This window comes from Paenibacillus sp. FSL R7-0297, from assembly GCF_038009025.1.
Lineage (GTDB): Bacteria > Bacillota > Bacilli > Paenibacillales > Paenibacillaceae > Paenibacillus_AQ.
Genome location: NZ_JBBPAQ010000001.1, coordinates 430,112 through 446,513 on the forward strand (window position 1 = coordinate 430,112; position 16,402 = coordinate 446,513).

General features: G+C 45.0%; 16 protein-coding genes. 5 read left to right on the forward strand and 11 right to left on the reverse strand.

What is annotated here, in order from left to right; genetic code table 11:
- Nucleotides 1–217 precede the first annotated feature (217 nt).
- Together MKZ24_RS01805 and MKZ24_RS01810 are read right to left on the reverse strand one after the other, a co-directional pair.
- Nucleotides 218–1,753, reverse strand: a complete 1,536-nt coding sequence (locus MKZ24_RS01805; protein ID WP_042232247.1) for a tetratricopeptide repeat protein — start codon at nucleotides 1,751–1,753, stop codon at nucleotides 218–220.
- 183 nt (nucleotides 1,754–1,936) lie between these two features.
- A protein-coding gene (locus MKZ24_RS01810) for an IS630 family transposase (protein ID WP_340781123.1) occupies nucleotides 1,937–2,973 on the reverse strand; the annotation gives its coding sequence in 2 pieces (ribosomal slippage) (nucleotides 1,937–2,473 and nucleotides 2,476–2,973; 1,035 coding nt in all).
- Between the two features lie 129 nt (nucleotides 2,974–3,102).
- On the opposite strand from MKZ24_RS01810, the gene MKZ24_RS01815 reads away from it, so the two are divergent.
- Both MKZ24_RS01815 and MKZ24_RS01820 read left to right on the forward strand, forming a co-directional pair.
- Nucleotides 3,103–3,660 carry a papain-like cysteine protease family protein gene (locus tag MKZ24_RS01815; protein WP_081956353.1) on the forward strand — a complete coding sequence of 186 codons (558 nt, stop codon included), beginning with the start codon at nucleotides 3,103–3,105 and terminating at the stop codon, nucleotides 3,658–3,660.
- Nucleotides 3,661–3,800: 140 nt separating this feature from the next.
- Nucleotides 3,801–4,580 carry a hypothetical protein gene (locus tag MKZ24_RS01820; protein WP_042232241.1) on the forward strand — a complete coding sequence of 260 codons (780 nt, stop codon included), beginning with the start codon at nucleotides 3,801–3,803 and terminating at the stop codon, nucleotides 4,578–4,580.
- Nucleotide 4,581: 1 nt separating this feature from the next.
- On the opposite strand, the gene MKZ24_RS01825 is transcribed toward MKZ24_RS01820, so the two are convergent.
- On the reverse strand, nucleotides 4,582–5,934 hold the full coding sequence (locus MKZ24_RS01825; RefSeq protein ID WP_042241427.1) for an IS4 family transposase: 1,353 nt from the start codon (nucleotides 5,932–5,934) through the stop codon (nucleotides 4,582–4,584).
- Nucleotides 5,935–6,149: 215 nt separating this feature from the next.
- Nucleotides 6,150–6,605, reverse strand: a complete 456-nt coding sequence (locus tag MKZ24_RS01830; RefSeq protein WP_197073027.1) for a hypothetical protein — start codon at nucleotides 6,603–6,605, stop codon at nucleotides 6,150–6,152.
- Nucleotides 6,606–6,899: 294 nt separating this feature from the next.
- On the opposite strand from MKZ24_RS01830, the gene MKZ24_RS01835 reads away from it, so the two are divergent.
- A complete protein-coding gene (locus MKZ24_RS01835; RefSeq protein ID WP_042232237.1) occupies nucleotides 6,900–7,529 on the forward strand; it encodes a class I SAM-dependent methyltransferase in 630 nt (209 codons plus the stop codon).
- Nucleotides 7,530–7,605: 76 nt separating this feature from the next.
- Here MKZ24_RS01835 and MKZ24_RS01840 read toward each other — a convergent pair whose 3' ends face one another.
- The 7 genes from MKZ24_RS01840 to MKZ24_RS01870 form a co-directional block, all read right to left on the reverse strand.
- Nucleotides 7,606–7,800 (reverse strand): hypothetical protein, encoded by a 195-nt coding sequence (locus MKZ24_RS01840; RefSeq protein WP_042232235.1) that lies wholly within the window; start codon nucleotides 7,798–7,800, stop codon nucleotides 7,606–7,608.
- A gap of 13 nt (nucleotides 7,801–7,813) precedes the next feature.
- The gene (locus MKZ24_RS01845; RefSeq protein WP_340781125.1) at nucleotides 7,814–9,103 is read right to left on the reverse strand and encodes an ABC transporter permease; all 1,290 of its coding nucleotides are present in this window, start codon (nucleotides 9,101–9,103) and stop codon (nucleotides 7,814–7,816) included.
- Nucleotides 9,096–9,998 carry an ABC transporter ATP-binding protein gene (locus MKZ24_RS01850; protein WP_340781127.1) on the reverse strand — a complete coding sequence of 301 codons (903 nt, stop codon included), beginning with the start codon at nucleotides 9,996–9,998 and terminating at the stop codon, nucleotides 9,096–9,098. Before MKZ24_RS01850 ends, MKZ24_RS01845 begins: the two co-directional genes overlap by 8 nt.
- 3 nt (nucleotides 9,999–10,001) lie before the next feature.
- Entirely contained in the window at nucleotides 10,002–10,931 is a 930-nt protein-coding gene (locus MKZ24_RS01855; protein WP_340781128.1) for an ABC transporter ATP-binding protein, read from the reverse strand.
- Between the two features lie 14 nt (nucleotides 10,932–10,945).
- On the reverse strand, nucleotides 10,946–11,341 hold the full coding sequence (locus MKZ24_RS01860) for a GntR family transcriptional regulator (RefSeq protein WP_340790028.1): 396 nt from the start codon (nucleotides 11,339–11,341) through the stop codon (nucleotides 10,946–10,948).
- A 54-nt stretch (nucleotides 11,342–11,395) separates the two neighbouring features.
- Nucleotides 11,396–12,124 (reverse strand): hypothetical protein, encoded by a 729-nt coding sequence (locus tag MKZ24_RS01865; RefSeq protein WP_340781129.1) that lies wholly within the window; start codon nucleotides 12,122–12,124, stop codon nucleotides 11,396–11,398.
- Between the two features lie 642 nt (nucleotides 12,125–12,766).
- Entirely contained in the window at nucleotides 12,767–13,732 is a 966-nt protein-coding gene (locus tag MKZ24_RS01870) for a tyrosine-type recombinase/integrase (RefSeq protein ID WP_042232226.1), read from the reverse strand.
- Between the two features lie 205 nt (nucleotides 13,733–13,937).
- On the opposite strand from MKZ24_RS01870, the gene MKZ24_RS01875 reads away from it, so the two are divergent.
- Together MKZ24_RS01875 and MKZ24_RS01880 are read left to right on the forward strand one after the other, a co-directional pair.
- Entirely contained in the window at nucleotides 13,938–14,366 is a 429-nt protein-coding gene (locus MKZ24_RS01875) for a chemotaxis protein CheW (protein WP_042232224.1), read from the forward strand.
- Between the two features lie 29 nt (nucleotides 14,367–14,395).
- Complete coding sequence (locus MKZ24_RS01880; protein ID WP_340781130.1) at nucleotides 14,396–16,393, forward strand: chemotaxis protein CheA; 1,998 nt, start codon at nucleotides 14,396–14,398, stop codon at nucleotides 16,391–16,393.
- Nucleotides 16,394–16,402 lie beyond the last annotated feature (9 nt).

The window sequence follows — 16,402 nt, forward strand, 5'->3', positions numbered from 1 at the left end:
TTGTGATTTCACTATTTAGGGATGGGCCGTGACTCCAGAGAATGTTTGGACTTCCGGCCGCTGTTATCTACAGATTTCTTTTATTCGTACCGCTGTTCGCGGTGGAAATCCGCAGACAAAGGCGGACGCTTCCGCTCCTACAGTTCCAAAATCCCCTTACACCACTTTTCCCTTTTTGTATATTTTCAAGTTCAATCTACATAGAAGTTGAAGTTAATTATTTTTCTGGAGTTCCAGATAAGTTTCCTATAGCTGTTTCAATTGAATTTCTAAACTTATCACTTGTACAGAATTTTAACGCTTCTTGATAAATCGCTAGTGCATTAGTTTGATCACCAAGTGCAGTTAATACTTGAGCTTTGTGATTAAGAAAAGTAGTTCTGAACCGTTCTTCAGATTTTTTAATTATATCAATTGCAGTATTAATCTCTAATAGAGCATTACCTAAATCAGATAGATCATATAATGACAGAGAGTATCGATGGTGCCAAAAGCTATTGTCTCTATCTTTAATTGGTACCTCTTCTAATTTACTTATTGCAAGTGAAGGTAACGCTAATAATTGGTACAACTCGCAAATCTGGGTCTTTTGAAAGCTATTTGTTTTGAACATTTTTTCAAAGAATATTTTTGATGATTCAAACGCACTTTGGCCTTTCTCAGAATTCAAACCTTCGACTTGCCTATAACATTTGCCAAGCTCCTTGTATAATTGGCCTGATAAAAACAACATATAATCAGTAGATGACTCTTCAGAAGGTTCTGGTATCATCTCCATAATCTTAATAAATCTTGTCGGATCATGGTAAGATATTGTCTTGCCAATCTCAGTGATAACTTGATACGGTTGCGTGAATCCCCAAATAGAAGACATAGATATCGCTTCTTCAAAAAGAGTTCCGTTAAATAAATATTCGTCAATAACTTCTTTAAACTCAGTTTTTTTAAGTTCATTAAAAGCCGCAAGTACAATGGATATACTTACCTGCTGACGATTTTCATCAAAGGATTTAAAGATGTCTATTAAATGTTCTTTTGCTTCTTCAGTCTTTGTAGTATAAGTTATTTTTAACAATTGCAATTTACTATGAAATGGTTTGGGGACATTTTCAATTACTTGACGAAAATATTCCTCTGCTTTATCAGTATCTTTGACAAAAACATAAAACTTTCCTCTATGGTGCATTAGTTCATATTTAACTTCATTACTCAACCCTTTAATTCCCATCAATTGTTCTAGGAAAGGTAACTGTTCTTCAGCAAATTTAATACCTTCATCAGTACTTCTCCATTTTCTAAGCCTATGAATATATTCAATGCAATCAATAAAAGCTAATATTTGAAAGTAATCCTCTTGATTGAAATTGTATTCTGAACCAAGAAACTTGTGAATATTGATTTTTTCAAGTGTTTCTACTAGAGCTTCTAATTCTAAATGTTCAAGTGAAACATAAATTAAGGCAAACTCATCCGGATATTTTTTGGTCATATTAATTAATTTTTCTTTATGAAGATGCAATGTTCTAAAATAAAAGTAATCTTTTTTTATTAAATGCTCTTTAAAAAAAGCAATAAACTGTGATTCAAAATAATCCGAATAATCTATATGACTAGCTTTTAGAGAAATGCATTGATATATTAAATCATGGACTTTTAATCCATTTATTCCATTGTCACTTATTAAATCTCGGATCTTCAGTTTATTCAAACCGATTTTTGATATTAATTTAATAAGTAACGCTTCGCTAATCACTTGATTATCAAGCCATTTGATAGCAGCAATTTCACGGTTTATTGACTTTAAATGACGCTCAAATAACCTATCTAAAAAAATCTGTCCGTTGCTATCCTCGTAATGAGGGAATTGAAGTGTATCTTGTTCAATTTCCTCCCAACTAACTCCATCAAATCTAACTATATAAATTGAATTAAAGAATTACACATTTATACACAATCGATCAATCACTTCCATTGGATTCTGGTTTATGCGTTTCATAAAACTGCTGACAGCGGTTCGAATTTTGTATGTTTTATCGTAAAAAACGTTGTGGATGACATCACTTTTTAACCATTTCCAGAGTCCCTCAATGGGATTGAGATTAGGAGAATATTTGGGCAAAAACACAAACTCTAGCCATTGTTCATCCTGTAGAAAACGTTCAATGGAAGCTGCTTTATGAATACGACCATTGTCCAGTACCATAACGATTTGCCCGGTAGGATATTCGGTGAGAAGTGAGTTCAAGAAGTGTTCGAACGCCTTTGCATCGTATGATTCGCTTTCTTGGTAAAACACTTTACCCGTTGCATAATCCAGTGTTCCAAAGAGCTTCGCGCCCTCATGCTTGCCATAGGTTTTAATCTTTCGTTGTTGCCCCCGAGGAAACCAATTGTACTGCAGGGATTGGTAGGCTCGAATCATGGATTCATCTTCAAAGAGCAAATGGGCGATTTGTCCGTCCATGAGCTTTTTTTTAAAGTGATTGCGGTCTTCTCCCGAAACCTTTGTTGCTCTTCTGGATTCGCAGCCGTCAAGGTATACGTTGCTTTCGTGTAACTGAATCCAAGTCGATGCAAAAGCAAAGATAGACCACGCTCGCTAAAAGTTTGATCGAATTCACGCTCAATATAGCCAATAACAAGTTTCAAGGTCCATGTGTATTTCGCATCAAATCCAACGTCAGCCGGACGTTTGTTGGTAAGCACTTTGGTGAGTTGGTCCGTCTGTGTTTTCGTCAGTTTTGGAGGTTTACCCGGTGAATGCTCCATCGCCAATGCATCCAGTCCACCATCCCGATATTTATGCAGATAGCCACCTATAGTTTTTCGCGTACGATGAAGAGTCTTTGATATTTGTTCAAGGGTCTGTCCTTCCAATCGAAGGCGAACTGCAAGAAAACGCTCGTACATTCGCTTATCTGTTGTCTGTTTCATCGCTTGTTCCACTGCTTCAATTTCTGTCTGAACTTGCATTTCCTTCACGTCCTTTTCAAATCGTCTTACTTTTTATTACCCGATTTTGGACATGAAGGTTAATTTGGGTATTTCTTTAGATCATTTTATATAGCTATATTTTTACACTAAAATAAAGGTGGGGAAAAAATGTCTCGTAAAAGAAAACTATTATTAGTCTTGCCGTGTTTATTACTTTCTCTCTCGTTATTTGCATCTAGCGCTTCTGCTTATATTAATTACAGATACAACTCTGTGACAGCACAAGTTCAACAAAAAACTTTATGGTGCTGGGCAGCAGTTTCAAGTATGCTTGGTAATTATCTTGGTGCTACACCGACACAATCGCAAATTGTTACCTACATTTATGGATCTCCAGTTGACCAGACAGGTACTGTTACCGATATGAAAAATGCATTAGCCAACTGGAATGTATCTTCGACTGCATTGCTCACAACAATTTCTTTTGGAGATATTATTTACAATATTGATAGAAATATGAATATGAACGCTGCAATTGGCTATCATGGTGGAGGTGGACATGCATTACTCATCAGAGGATATTACCAAGATACGAGTAATTCAACACAAACAGTATATTACATTGATCCTTTTAATGGATCTTATAATACCATGTCCTATAGTAGTTTTTCATATAATAGCAATTGGTATTGGGGTAATACTTTAACTGCAGTTTATATAAATTAAATTCTTAATTCTTCTCAAAACAACAAAACATCCATTTCGTTCTTATTTTTATGCATTTAGAATACTCTATAATAAATTCATTACCAGTTGAGTCTTTCTACAAAAGAATGTAATTAAATAAAATCAAGGAGGTTTAATTAATGAAAAAGAAAATGGTTTTTTCTTTTTATATTATCTTCAATCTTTTGCTATTTAACTTAAATAACTTCATATTTGCTGACTCTTTTGAAATGACTCCCAATAATGAAATTAAAGCTAGTATAGAAAATGAATTCAAACAAAAGTATCTCGATTCTTTAAATTCAGTGAAATCAGAATATGGGCTTCAAGAGGAAGAAAATTTTGAAAACGCACAATTAAGTTCGGGGGTTGCTTACTACAAAATATCTGATGATGCGAATAAAAGTGATTTAGTATTTGCAGGCTATTTATTTTCAATAAAAATAAATGATCGAGATGCTGGAACAATTTATTCAAATAATGATTCAGGTTCGTGGCAGATCTTTAATATCACTAATAAAGTGAATTTTGAGCAATCTTTAATAGCGGCTGAATCTGCTCTTATAAAAGGAGAAAATGTTAAACTTGTTAGTGACACTAGATATGGTATAGATGCTTTATATATTGAGGGAGAAACAGGGGAGCGTATATTAGATTTAAATAGTGATAACTCTAATTTTCAAAAATCCACTGAAAATAATACTATATCAAAATCAACTTTTGATGAAAAAATAAAAAATATTAAAGAAGAACGGGCTGCTACACCTAATGAAGAAGGAGTAATTCAGATGGGGTCAAGTCAAGTTGGTTTCACTAAATCTGAGGACACCTCTAATAACCTTCCATTAATTTTATTCATCTCTGGCATTATTGTATTTCTCCCCATCTTATTCATTTTAAAGAAGAAAAATAATAATTAACTCAACTTTCGCAGCCCAAATCTCCAAACAAACCCTTGATATAGCTGGGTAAACTAGAGATCCAATCTTGTAGTTGACAAAAAACAGCTGTTTTGTTCTTCTTGGTTTTGGCCTCTGACATTTCGAGAAATAAACTCATGAGTTGCTGAAGCGCGGTCTGGAAGTCCAGATCGCGAACTTCATCTGCAAAGAGGAAAAAGAGTCCTCCCAGTGTCCGGTCATCACTCGATTGACGCCGTTCGTATTCCATTGCCAAATAACGGCTGAACACAATCGTTGTGTGACTGATCAATTGGTCGAAGGAACGGCCTTGAAATTCGGTACCCAGTTTCAAATAGCTTTTGGTGACTTTGAAAAAGGTCTCTATACTCCAGCGCATACCGTAGATTCGTACAATTTCAGCAGCATCCAACGTTACGTCTGTACTTAAAATCGCCAGCCATTCCCGTTTTTTATTCCGGTTACGGACAAAAACAAGCTTCACGGGCAGATCACAGGTCGTGTGTACGATGACGGAGCCTTTGATGTCTTTTGAATTGGACTTCGGAAGGCTTTGAAAAACTTCACTTAGCGTCATTCGCTTGCCTTGAACCAGATAGCGCTGTTTCATTTCCTTGACCATACCAATCACAGCGAAGCCTTTGCCTGTGAGCTGACGAAGCAGTGGAGCTTGCGTAAACCAGCTATCCATGAGTACGTAATCGGCGGTGAATCCTGCACGTAAAGCCCGTTCCAGCAAGGCAACAACGGCATCCGGCTTCCGAGAAAAGGCCTCCATTCGACGTTTGTACCCGTTGCTGCGTTTCGAGAGATTCGAAGCCATTTCGCACAACCAATTGGCCAGTTTAGCTGAAGACAGCATGGCAAAGTCAAGCGGAGCGAAGCTAAAACCGTCCGACCAGCCCAGGGTTAGCATGGTGTAACCTTTGGTAAATTTGCCCGTGGAATGGTCAAAGACTCGTGCCAGTAACTCTGCTTTTTTGCTCCGGTTTCGGCTCAAAACGGAATCGTCGATGATGAACACTCGTACACGCGTAGATGAAATAAGCGATTCGAAACCCTGCACGGTGCGAAGACTTAAGGTTTGCAAAAAGCGCCGCCACGCAAAAGAAGCTTGATTCAAAAATCGATAGATGACATCTTTGCCGGGAAGATCTGCTCTACGGTCACTTTCCAGAAGTCGAAACCAGTTCTTTCCTTCGAAGACCAAAGAGAAAACGATTTGAAAAACCGCTAGACTCGAAAGACCAAAGGATTTGGAAATGCCTGCGTGCCGTAAGGCTTTCCCGATGTGGAGCGAAGCAAAAAGTTTGGAAAAGCGAGACTGTTCAGACAGGGAATGTTGTTGTACCATAGTGTTACGCACCTTTCTTGTTGGCATGGTTGATTCGACACTTCCATGATACCAAACAAGAAGGTGTTTTTTGTCAATAGAGACCAATATATTGAATCCTTCTTACGCCCTCAACGGTTTATGACAATATTCCAGGTGCGAAAGTTGAGTTACTAATATTACTAAGGTACACTATCTGCGGGGGTTTAACCAGTTTGGGGTGATTTGTGATCACTCTATAGAACAGCATTATTCATAAGCCCGATAACAAGTATTGCTTCTTCCTTATAGCCTTCAAGATTATCTAGCGCCACCCATTCCGGGTCATCTTTTCTATACTGATAGAATCTTACAACCACATCTCCTCCGTCGGGCTGACAGCTCAGTATGATAATAAATTGCTTGCCGCTATAGTCCTCTTGCAGTTTCCGTGTCCACTGATCCATTATTTTCATGCCACTTGCAAAATCACTTAGATGCACATGGTTAATAGATGCTTCTAATTCAGTTCTGTCTAGGTATATTGTTTCTTTGACTGTTTTTAAAGTTCCAAGTTCCGTGGTATCTATCAAAATACAATGATCCCATTCCGTAAAATTAGGACTCGCTCTCTCCAAGGCTACATGGATTGAAGGTGGCACATTTTCAAGTAAATAACGCATCGCCTTATTTGTCTTCTTGCTTCTCCTCATCAATACCGGTCATCCACCTTCCATACCCCATCCATTTTAATTATTGAATAGACAGCGGAATCATCACTCCCGTTATCCCAGGACCTGTCCACCATCACTTCATATTCATCAGTGTTTATTTACAGATCCTTCATTTCATCTATCGCCTTAGTTTCCGAGTTATCTATAATATCCGCCCGCTTCACATAAGTCTATCTGTTTAGATACGAGGATTAACAATAACATTGTAAATTAGTTTTATTATAGATATAATGTATCTGTAATAACCATTTTGTGAATTAAGGAGATCGGCTTATGACGGAGTTTTGGGAAGCAAGCTTCATAGAAAAACAAACGATGTGGGGATTTGAACCTTCTGACTCGGCCATCCTAACCAAGGATTTTTTCCTTGAAAAGAATGTTAAAGACATCCTGGTTCCCGGCATTGGATATGGCAGAAATGCAAAGGTTTTTATGGACAATGGAATAGAAGTTACTGGTATTGAAATTTCGCAAACAGCGATTGACCTGGCGAGGCAGAGCGGGCTGGATATGAATATTTTTCACGGCTCGGTAACCGATATGCCATTTGATAACAAGCTCTATGACGGTATATTCTGCTATGCCCTGATTCACTTATTGGATCAGCGTGAGCGGGAGAAGTTCATTCAGGATTGTTATAATCAGCTGAAGCCGGGTGGATATATGGTCTTTACAACGGTATCCAAAAAAGCTCCAATGTACGGTAAGGGTGTCCAACTGGATACAGACTATTTCGAGATCATGGACCGAGTGAAAATGTTTTTTTATGATGCTGACTCCATTCAACAGGACTTTGCCAATTATGGCCTGGTCGAGAGTTCAGAAATAGATGAGCCCGGTAAGAATATGAAAAACAAACCTTTCATAAACTTCTTAATTGTAAAATGTAAAAAAGAAGGATAGAGCCCACCAAGCTCACTGTCTGCATACGTAGAAAAAGCCCACCCGCCTCCTCCGGCGAATGGGCCTTGATCTATTTTTACTGGCTGCGCTTCTGATATCTGCCAAAGGCTATGATGGTCACCACCATACCCACAATGCCTATACCCGTTAGCATCCCTTGCGTGAAATCCATCAGGTTACTTCCGTTAGAATCGAGCATTCGGGCCGCTGTTAGGGAAAGAAAAGAAGCTGCAAATAGTAATCCGGCGTTTTGTTGGTGTTTTTTATCCATTAGTTCCCGCTCCTTAGATCTTATAAGCCTTCATCGCTTTTCTAATCTCCTTAATACTAGGACGCTTGCCGTACATCAGGACGCCGGTGCGATAAATCTTGGCGGCGAGCCAGCCGAAGACGAAGGTCGTTGCCAGCAGGATGGCCAGCGAGACTATGATCTCCCAAACGGCCACATGGCCAACGCCGATCCGCAGCAGCAAGCTGAGTGAAGAGGTGAATGGAACGAAGCTTGCTACCTTAACCAGCAGGGTATCCGGGTTCGAGATGCTGAACAGCGGCAGGTAGAAGCTGACGAAGCCGAGCATCAGCACAGGCATAATCGCCTGCCCCAGATCTTCTGTCCGGCTGACAATCGAACCTACAGCTGCATACATCAGGGCATACAGGAAGTAACCCAGGATATACAGGATAAATCCATACACCAGAATGCCGGCATTCAGCTGTCCCAGATCCAGATTAAAGTCAGTCAGTATACTGGAATTGTGCGGAAGCATCAGGTTGACAGCGATGCTGGCAGATATAATGGCGATCTGCAGCAGGCCGACGAGGAAGATCCCGATGACCTTGCCGAACATCTGTGTTAAGGGTGATGCGCTGGTGATCAGAATCTCCATGATACGCGAGCTTTTCTCCGAGGTAATCTCAGCGGCGATCATGTTGCCTGTCATCATCACGGACATGAAGAACAGCATCAGCAGGACGTAGACGACAACATAGTTAATGACCGGCTTGGCATCCCCTTCTTCTGCACCGGACGCTGCTGCATCGGCATTCAGCTGTTCAGTGCCAATGGAGACCGGAGCGAATATCGCGGCTACCTGGCTCTCCGTCAGCTTATCGCCAACAATAAGTCCGGTATTCACCTGCTGCAAAGCAGTTTGAAGATAACTCTGCACTTTGTCGCTGATATCCCCGTCTTTGCTATGATACGTTACCGGCGGTACCCCCTCACTGCCTTCTGAAGCAAAGGTGAGATACCCCTCAACTTTCTCGTCCTCCAGCCCTTGCTTCAGCGCTGCATCATCTGCGGAGGTATAAGCTGTGAATTCGACTTGAGCATCTGTTTCAGCCGGTGGTGTATACGCCAGAAGCAGTTCGGCAGGCCGGAAGCCCTGCTCGGCAACCACGCCGATGTGGGTAGCTTCCTTGGCGCCGTCTTCTCCGTTAAACACCTTGATCAAATAAGGAATATTCATCCCGATACTCAGCAGGAGCACCAGAATTAATGTTGTAATCATGAAGGACTTGGTTCTTACCTTATTCTTGAATGTGAAGCCTATAATACTCCCCATCTTATTCATTAGATTCACCCACCGCTCTGATAAAGATTTGGTTTAGCGTCGGTTCCTTAATCTCGAAATGCTCTACCTCGCCTTGAGCCATTGCCAGCTGCAGAATGCGCTGGGCAGCCCCAATCTCGCTGATGGACAGCAGATACCCTCGTTCCTGCCGCTCCACTCTAGTAACTCCAGTAAGCTCAGCCAGACCGTTCACTTCTCCAGCCGTACGCAGTAAGACTTCTTCGCGCGGATACCCCTTCTTGATCTCACGGATATCCCCCTGCACTACAGTGTTAGAGCGGTCAAGAATCGTAATATTGCGGCATAGCTCTTCTACATGCTCCATCCGGTGGGTGGAGAAAAGAATACTTGTGCCCTGATCACGCATCTCCCGGACCGTATCCTTCAGCAGCTCCACATTCACCGGATCGAGGCCGCTGAAGGCTTCATCCAGAATCAGAATCTTCGGCTTATGGACGACGGCAGCAACGAAGCCCATCTTCTGCTGATTGCCCTTGGACAATTCTTCAATCTTCTTATTGTAGTATTCCGGAACATCGAACCGGTCCAGCCAGTAGCGCAGGCTCTTATCCGCCTCACTTGCCGGCATGCCGCGAAGCCGGGCCAGATAGATAATCTGATCACTTACTTTGACCTTCGGGTAGAGCCCCCGCTCCTCTGGAAGATAACCCATCAGATGCTGAAGCTCCGTACTATACGGCTTGCCGTTATAGAGGATACTGCCTTCATCTGGATAGATCAACCCCAGCACCATGCGCATAGTCGTCGTTTTGCCGGCGCCGTTTGCACCCAGCAGACCGTAAATTTCGCCTTGTTCCACCTTCAGACTGATTCCGTTGACTGCTGTTTTATCACCGTACTGCTTCACTACCTGCTCCAAATGCAAAGCTTCCATTCGTTATTCCCCTCTCTTCTGGTCGATCAGAACCGGACGATGTCCCCGGGTCCACAAGCTTAGGATTTCATCCAGCTCAAGGCTGCGGCTCTTGATAACCTTTACGCCCAAATTATGAATGCGTTTCTCATATTGAAAGATTTGCTGGGTCAAAAATGAAGCCACTCCCGGAGTTTCCAGCTTAAGCTCCAGCGCCTGCGGCAGCTCTGCTGCCAGTTCTTCCAGCGCCTGTCCGCCTTCTGCCTGAACCCATACTTCACTCCAGGAGCCGAACAAGCTGTCTTTCTCGGCCATTCCCAGCAGCTGCCCCTGATGCATCAGGACAATGTAATCCGCCAGCCGCCGCACCTCTTCCACAATATGGGTCGAGATCACGATAGTGGCCTCATGCTCATCCATATACCGCTGCAGAGTCTCAATCATAATCTTCCAGGCAAAAGGGTCAAGGCCGGAAGACGGCTCATCCAGCAGCAGCAGCCGGGGCTTCGCAGCCAGGGCCGCGGAAATCTCGAATTTGCGGCGTTCACCCTTGGACATCTTGCCCAGCCTGGCATTCTCCGGCACCTCCAGCTTCAGGAGCAGCTCCTCGTAATAGCCTTGGTCCCAGGCAGGATACCAGTGTCGGCGGAATCCGGCAGCCTCACTGGCTGTCCAGAGATTCTCTTCATTCTGCGAGATCTCCGGTACATAAGCGATAGTCTGGCGGAGCTGCAGCGGCAGCCCGTCACGGTAGGCTTCCTCAAACCAGCGGAGCTCGCCTTCCTCTGGAAAAGTCAGCTGCAGCATCATGTGCAGCAGCGTGCTTTTGCCGGAGCCATTCTGGCCCACCAGCGCAGTAATGTATCCCTGCGGCAGATTAACATTAAGCGGCCCTACCGTCTTGCCCCTCCGCTTCTTGCACACATTCCGTAGTTCTATGGCTTGCTGTACCATGAGATCCCCGTCCTTCATTCCTGTTTCCTGTATTTGTCCTGCACAATTTCCTTGAACAGCTGTGCCAGCTCATCTTCACTGCAATGTACGGACAGCCCCACATCCACTGCACTCTCCAGCGCTTTGCGGATGGCGTCCTGCTTATAGCCTGCCATGGTTCCGTCGCCTACATGGGAGACGAAGGTGCCCGTTCCCTGTCTTGTACGCAGCAGCCCTTCATTCTCCAGATCCTGATAGACCCGCCGGACGGTAATCACACTGCACTTCAAGTCACCTGCAAATTCACGGATGGAAGGAAGCAGGGTTCCCTCCGTGATCGTGCCAGAGATAATCAACGATTTCAGCTGGGTTTCAATCTGATGATACAGCGGCTCTGCGCTGTTCTCATTTATCTGTATGGGTATCCACATCATACGCACCTGCCTTCCAAGCTCCGGCATGCCGGACTAACGCTTTGTCCCGTTTCATACGAGATCACGGCTCTTCAGCCGGTGAATCGTCCACCGGGAGAACAGCTGCACCGATACAATGCCGAGCAGCAGTGAAACCCACATCAGCGGAGACAACAGCCCCCACTCCTTGGAGACAGCCACACTTGCAAGCAGCAGATTGCCTCCGGCCAGCTTCACCAGTCCGGCAGCACCTAAGGCCAAAAACATAAAGATGGTCATGAATATGAAGTAGGCTTTGCCGCTAAACAGGAGCTCGATAAAAATGAACAGCCCGGCAATGACCAGACCGAAGCCGATCCAGGTGAAGACAAAGGCGAGGTACGCTGCGACCGGCAGCTCACTGCGTATATTGGGGCTGAGCACATAGATTAAACCGAAGTACAGCGTACTGTTCAGGATAAAGGCGAACAGCATATTCAGCTTTCTTTTGCAGAGAATGACCTCAGCAGGTACCGGAAGTGTACGCATATATGCCAGCATCCGGGTATAGGTATCATCCGCCAAATATTTCATGTTTCTCCGTGAGAAGGCGATCCCAAGTATGGAAAGAATGGTGACCAGCAAAACATCACTTAGCAGCTTCCCTTCACCCTGGCCAATCGCATCATCGAATACCATTCCGGCCAGTGCGGCCATATACCCTATGAATACGACGGCGAACAGCAGCGCCCACAGCAGCTTCAGCCTGTCACCGCGGAAATCGCTGCGCACGATGAACCAGGCATTCTTTAATGTTGTCATAATCTCTAACCTCGCTTTGTGAGTTCATCAGCGGCAGGCGGCAGCAGATTCACACGGTTCAGTGTGCTTCTCTCTGTGCTTACTGTATATATCTATATACACAGTATATGACCTGTGATTTCCGGTGTCAACCCAAAGTACATCGATAATTCGAACTTTTCATCTCCAGGTCAGGAAAGCTCCCCACAAGCAAATAACCCCCATATAGGGGGTTGGCGTTTGAAAAGATTCACTGTGTTCATTCTGTGGGACAAACGGATGTGCTTCATGGATGCAGTAGAATAAATTTAGTTTTTTCACCCATCATACACATTATTAACCATATTATACATTAAATATTTATGTATGACTTGACGAATTGTGTCGTACAATATCACTTATGCGACATTTTTCACCAAAAATAAGAATAACCCTTCACATTTACGCATAACGAAGCAGCAATGCGTTAATTATAGGCCATTTCTTAACTTCTGTATAGAAACTTCCCGGATAAAACTCTCTCCAACCGATCCGCTTTTAAGTTGATTCCACCTGCAAATCGCTTGAATTCTCCGTAGAATAAACCTTCTATGCTTTGACGGACGGCTTCAAGGACAAAATTCAGTCCTGCCCGTGTTCCTGCACATTTTGTCAAACCTTGTCTTATTGAATAAAATTCCGCAGGCTGTCCTCCACAAAATCCGGGGCGGCCTTTTGAATTTGCTGAACCGTGTGGAGATAACGCTGAGTGGTATTGATGTGGGAATGTCCCAGCGATTCCTGTACCTGTTGAAGCGAGGCCCCTTGCAGCAACGCCAGTGTGGCACTGGTATGGCGCAGCCAGTGCGGAGTAGCCTTTTTCTCAATGGAGCTTGACTCTCCGGCTGTCTTGATGATCCGCTCAACCTGTCTTGAGGATAACGGAAACATCCGAAGCTCCGCATCAGCACTCCCCTTCACATCAGGGGCACCGGGTAATTGAGAGTACAGACGCCAAAGCATTGGCGGCACTTTGATTTCTCTGCGCTTGCCGCCCTTGGCATTCGCGACCGTCAGCCAGACAGAGGCCTCCAGAGGATCCGTATGGAAATCGCCCCATTTCATCGCTGTCAGCTCAGATACGCGGAGTCCCAGCATCACCAGTGTTAGCCCGATCAGGTAATTGCGCAGGCTCTGCTTCTGAAGCTCCCCCAGCAAATTCCCCACTTCTCTTTTGGTCAGGAAATTCTTCCGGCTTGTTATTGAAATTTTGGGAATCCGCACGCTTAAGGTGGGATTGGCTGCAAAGATGCCGATATGCTGATCACTACCCCATTTATAAAATGACTTCAAAGGCGCAAGAAATGCGGCAATACTTGCCGGAGCCAGTTGCTTCGGATAGCTGTAGCCTCCCTGGGTCAGAAAGAATTTATACGCCTCTATCTCCCTCCAGGTCACTTCCCGTAAGGGCGTACCCGTTATATATTTACGAAAGTCAGCAATGGCCCTCCTGTAATTACGTTCTGTATTGGTATTGGCGCAGCAGGTTACCACAAACATCTGAACAATCTGATCATCACTGATATTGCCCGCACCCGAGTAAACCAAACTTAACTGGGCGCTGCTCATTTCTGCCTGTTTTATTGTCATTTCACTGCTCCTCCATGTATAAAAATGTCGCATAAGTGATATTGTACGACATCTTTCCGGTAATTTGTCTTTTTACGACATGCGATCTTGAATACCGGGCACTGCAGGAGCAGCAGGATTATCGATTGTGAAGAAAAGGGGGTAGGAATCCGTACCCAAGGAGCAGCTGCGTACAAGCAATTATTAGAGAAGCCGGAGGTAAAATATGGAGTCTGCCTTACAGAAGCAATATGTTGAATTCGGGGTGGATCATGAGCATTACGCCATCCCCATTTCTGATGTTCATGAAATTATTAGAATGCAGGAGATTACGGATATTCCTAACGGCCGCCATTACGTTAAAGGGATCATCAATTTGAGGGGAAAAATCGTGCCTGTGCTTAGCCTGAGGGTGCTGCTGGATATGGCAGAGCTCGACTATACCAAGCATACACGTATTCTGGTCGTCCATCACCTGGAGGACGCTGTTGGTATCATAGTCGACAAGGTGAATAAAGTGACTACATTTAACGATATTCAGCCCCCACCTGACAGCTTCTCCGGAATCAGCCCTTCCTTCTTCAACGGAGTAGGCTTCTCATCTTCGGGACTGGTCGGAATCCTCAAGCTGGATGAGATACTGCTGCGTGAGTAATCGGCGGCTACACGGAGAGAAGGTGAATTATGGTTGACTTATCAGAATACCGCGGGATTTTTCTTGAAGAACTGGAGGATCAGCTACAGCTGATCGAAGATGAAGTACTCCGGCTTGAACAGAGCGGAGAAACGGAAGCCGGAATACAGCAATTCTTCCGGGCGGCCCATACCCTGAAAGGCTCCTCTGCATCCATGGGCTATAACAGGCTGAAGGAGGTCACACATCATCTTGAGCATCTGCTTCACCAGATGAGGAACGGAGAACGGCAAGTTACGAATGAGCTGATCCGCCTATTCTTCCAGGCGCTGGACGGAATGCGCGCACTGCAAAGTGAGATCGCCGCTAATGATCAGGAGACGACAGATGTATCCGGGCTTATTCAGAAGCTCAGCACATTTGGAGTGGAAGAACGGCAGAGACATGAACAGAAACCGTCTGTCCGGCCAAGCAGGGCCGGCATTCCTCTCCAGCCGTTCTGGCTTCATGTCTGGCTCTCTCCCGGTTGTGAAATGAAGCTGCCGCGGCTTCACCTGATCGATGCCAAGCTGCGGAGCCTCTCCACGGTCCTGCGAATGAAGCCGGAGCTGGAGGAGATTCAGGCCCATGACAACGGGATTGACGGGGCATCCTGGATGCTGTCCCCCAAAGGCAATATCCATGAGCTCCGGCAGGAGGTCCTCTCCATCATGGATGTTGAGAGTATCTACATAGAAGAATTGCCAGACAGTTCCCTGCGTCCCGCTGAATTCATGAAGCCACCCCTCCCGGAGCCAGAGAGACAGGATCTCCTGGAAGAGCCGGAAGTACTGCCGGCTGCCTCCCAGATCGCCAAGCCGCAAACCATCCGCGTTCAGGTGGAGCGGCTGGAGAAGCTGATGAACCTCGCGGGCGAACTAGTCATTGATCAAACCCGGTTTCATCTCCTGAACCGCAGGTTCCACCAACAATATGGTGCGAATGAATTGACCGCAGAGCTCGGTCAGCTGGCTGACCATCTGGCAAGTATTACTGGTGAGCTGCAGGAGAGCATGATCAAGGTACGAATGCTGCCCCTGGAACAGCTGTTCAACCGTCTCCCGCGCATGGTCCGAGACTTGTCCGGCTCCCTGAACAAGCAGATTGAGCTGGTCATTGAAGGCAAGGAGACCGAGCTGGACCGGACACTGATTGAAGAGCTTGGTGACCCGCTTATCCATCTTTTGCGGAATGCTGTCGATCATGGTATCGAAACCCCGGAAGCCCGGCGCATCGCCGGCAAAAGCGAAACAGGAACCGTACGGATCGCCGCTTCACATGAGGATAATCAGGTCGTTCTGGTTATTGAAGACGACGGGGCCGGTATTGATTCCGAAGCGATTGCCCAATCCGCCTTAAAGAAGGGCATCATTACCGCTGAAGAGGCCCGTAACATGACTGACGATGAGGCCCTGCGCCTTATTTTCAGACCCGGCTTCTCCACAGCCAGTCAGATCAGCGATATCTCCGGCCGCGGGGTAGGAATGGATATCGTCCGGAATGACATTGAACGGATCAATGGAATGATCGATATTGAGACCACCAAAGGGCAAGGCACACGCTTTACTATCCGGCTGCCCTTGACACTCGCTATCATCCGCGGACTACTCGTACATGTCGGCTCAGCCACCTTCGTTATTCCGATGAGCAGCGTGGCCGAAATTATCCGTACAGCCCCCGGTGAGATCCGCTCTGTTCGCGGACAGCCTGTCATTACCGCACGCAATCAGCTCGTCCCGGTGGTCTGGCTGCAGGATTGCCTGGGGATACCACCGGAAGCAGGTGCAGGCTCAGCTTCAGTTCCGCTGATCATTCTGGGACGCGGAGAGAAAAGGCTGGCACTGGCCGTAGACGCGCTTGTCGGCAACCAGGATATTGTGATTAAATCGCTAGGCTCATACATAGGCAAAACAGACAGCATTTCAGGAGCTACCATTCTGGGGAACGGCAAAATTGCGCTCATCATCGATACGGCAAACCTATTTGTCACAGCAGGTGCTTTTGTTTAACAAATTCAT

What these genes read in the sequence shown, in the direction of transcription:
- MKZ24_RS01870 (WP_042232226.1), bottom strand. Translation starts at nt 13,732, where the DNA reads ATGACAATAAAACAGGCAGAAATGAGCAGCGCCCAGTTAAGTTTGGTT.
- MKZ24_RS01880 (WP_340781130.1), top strand. Translation starts at nt 14,396, where the DNA reads ATGGTTGACTTATCAGAATACCGCGGGATTTTTCTTGAAGAACTGGAG.
- MKZ24_RS01835 (WP_042232237.1), top strand. Translation starts at nt 6,900, where the DNA reads ATGACGGAGTTTTGGGAAGCAAGCTTCATAGAAAAACAAACGATGTGG.
- MKZ24_RS01860 (WP_340790028.1), bottom strand. Translation starts at nt 11,341, where the DNA reads ATGTGGATACCCATACAGATAAATGAGAACAGCGCAGAGCCGCTGTAT.
- MKZ24_RS01840 (WP_042232235.1), bottom strand. Translation starts at nt 7,800, where the DNA reads ATGGATAAAAAACACCAACAAAACGCCGGATTACTATTTGCAGCTTCT.
- MKZ24_RS01825 (WP_042241427.1), bottom strand. Translation starts at nt 5,934, where the DNA reads ATGGTACAACAACATTCCCTGTCTGAACAGTCTCGCTTTTCCAAACTT.
- MKZ24_RS01855 (WP_340781128.1), bottom strand. Translation starts at nt 10,931, where the DNA reads ATGGTACAGCAAGCCATAGAACTACGGAATGTGTGCAAGAAGCGGAGG.
- MKZ24_RS01845 (WP_340781125.1), bottom strand. Translation starts at nt 9,103, where the DNA reads ATGAATAAGATGGGGAGTATTATAGGCTTCACATTCAAGAATAAGGTA.
- MKZ24_RS01865 (WP_340781129.1), bottom strand. Translation starts at nt 12,124, where the DNA reads ATGACAACATTAAAGAATGCCTGGTTCATCGTGCGCAGCGATTTCCGC.
- MKZ24_RS01875 (WP_042232224.1), top strand. Translation starts at nt 13,938, where the DNA reads ATGGAGTCTGCCTTACAGAAGCAATATGTTGAATTCGGGGTGGATCAT.
- MKZ24_RS01815 (WP_081956353.1), top strand. Translation starts at nt 3,103, where the DNA reads ATGTCTCGTAAAAGAAAACTATTATTAGTCTTGCCGTGTTTATTACTT.
- MKZ24_RS01820 (WP_042232241.1), top strand. Translation starts at nt 3,801, where the DNA reads ATGAAAAAGAAAATGGTTTTTTCTTTTTATATTATCTTCAATCTTTTG.
- MKZ24_RS01850 (WP_340781127.1), bottom strand. Translation starts at nt 9,998, where the DNA reads ATGGAAGCTTTGCATTTGGAGCAGGTAGTGAAGCAGTACGGTGATAAA.
- MKZ24_RS01830 (WP_197073027.1), bottom strand. Translation starts at nt 6,605, where the DNA reads ATGAGGAGAAGCAAGAAGACAAATAAGGCGATGCGTTATTTACTTGAA.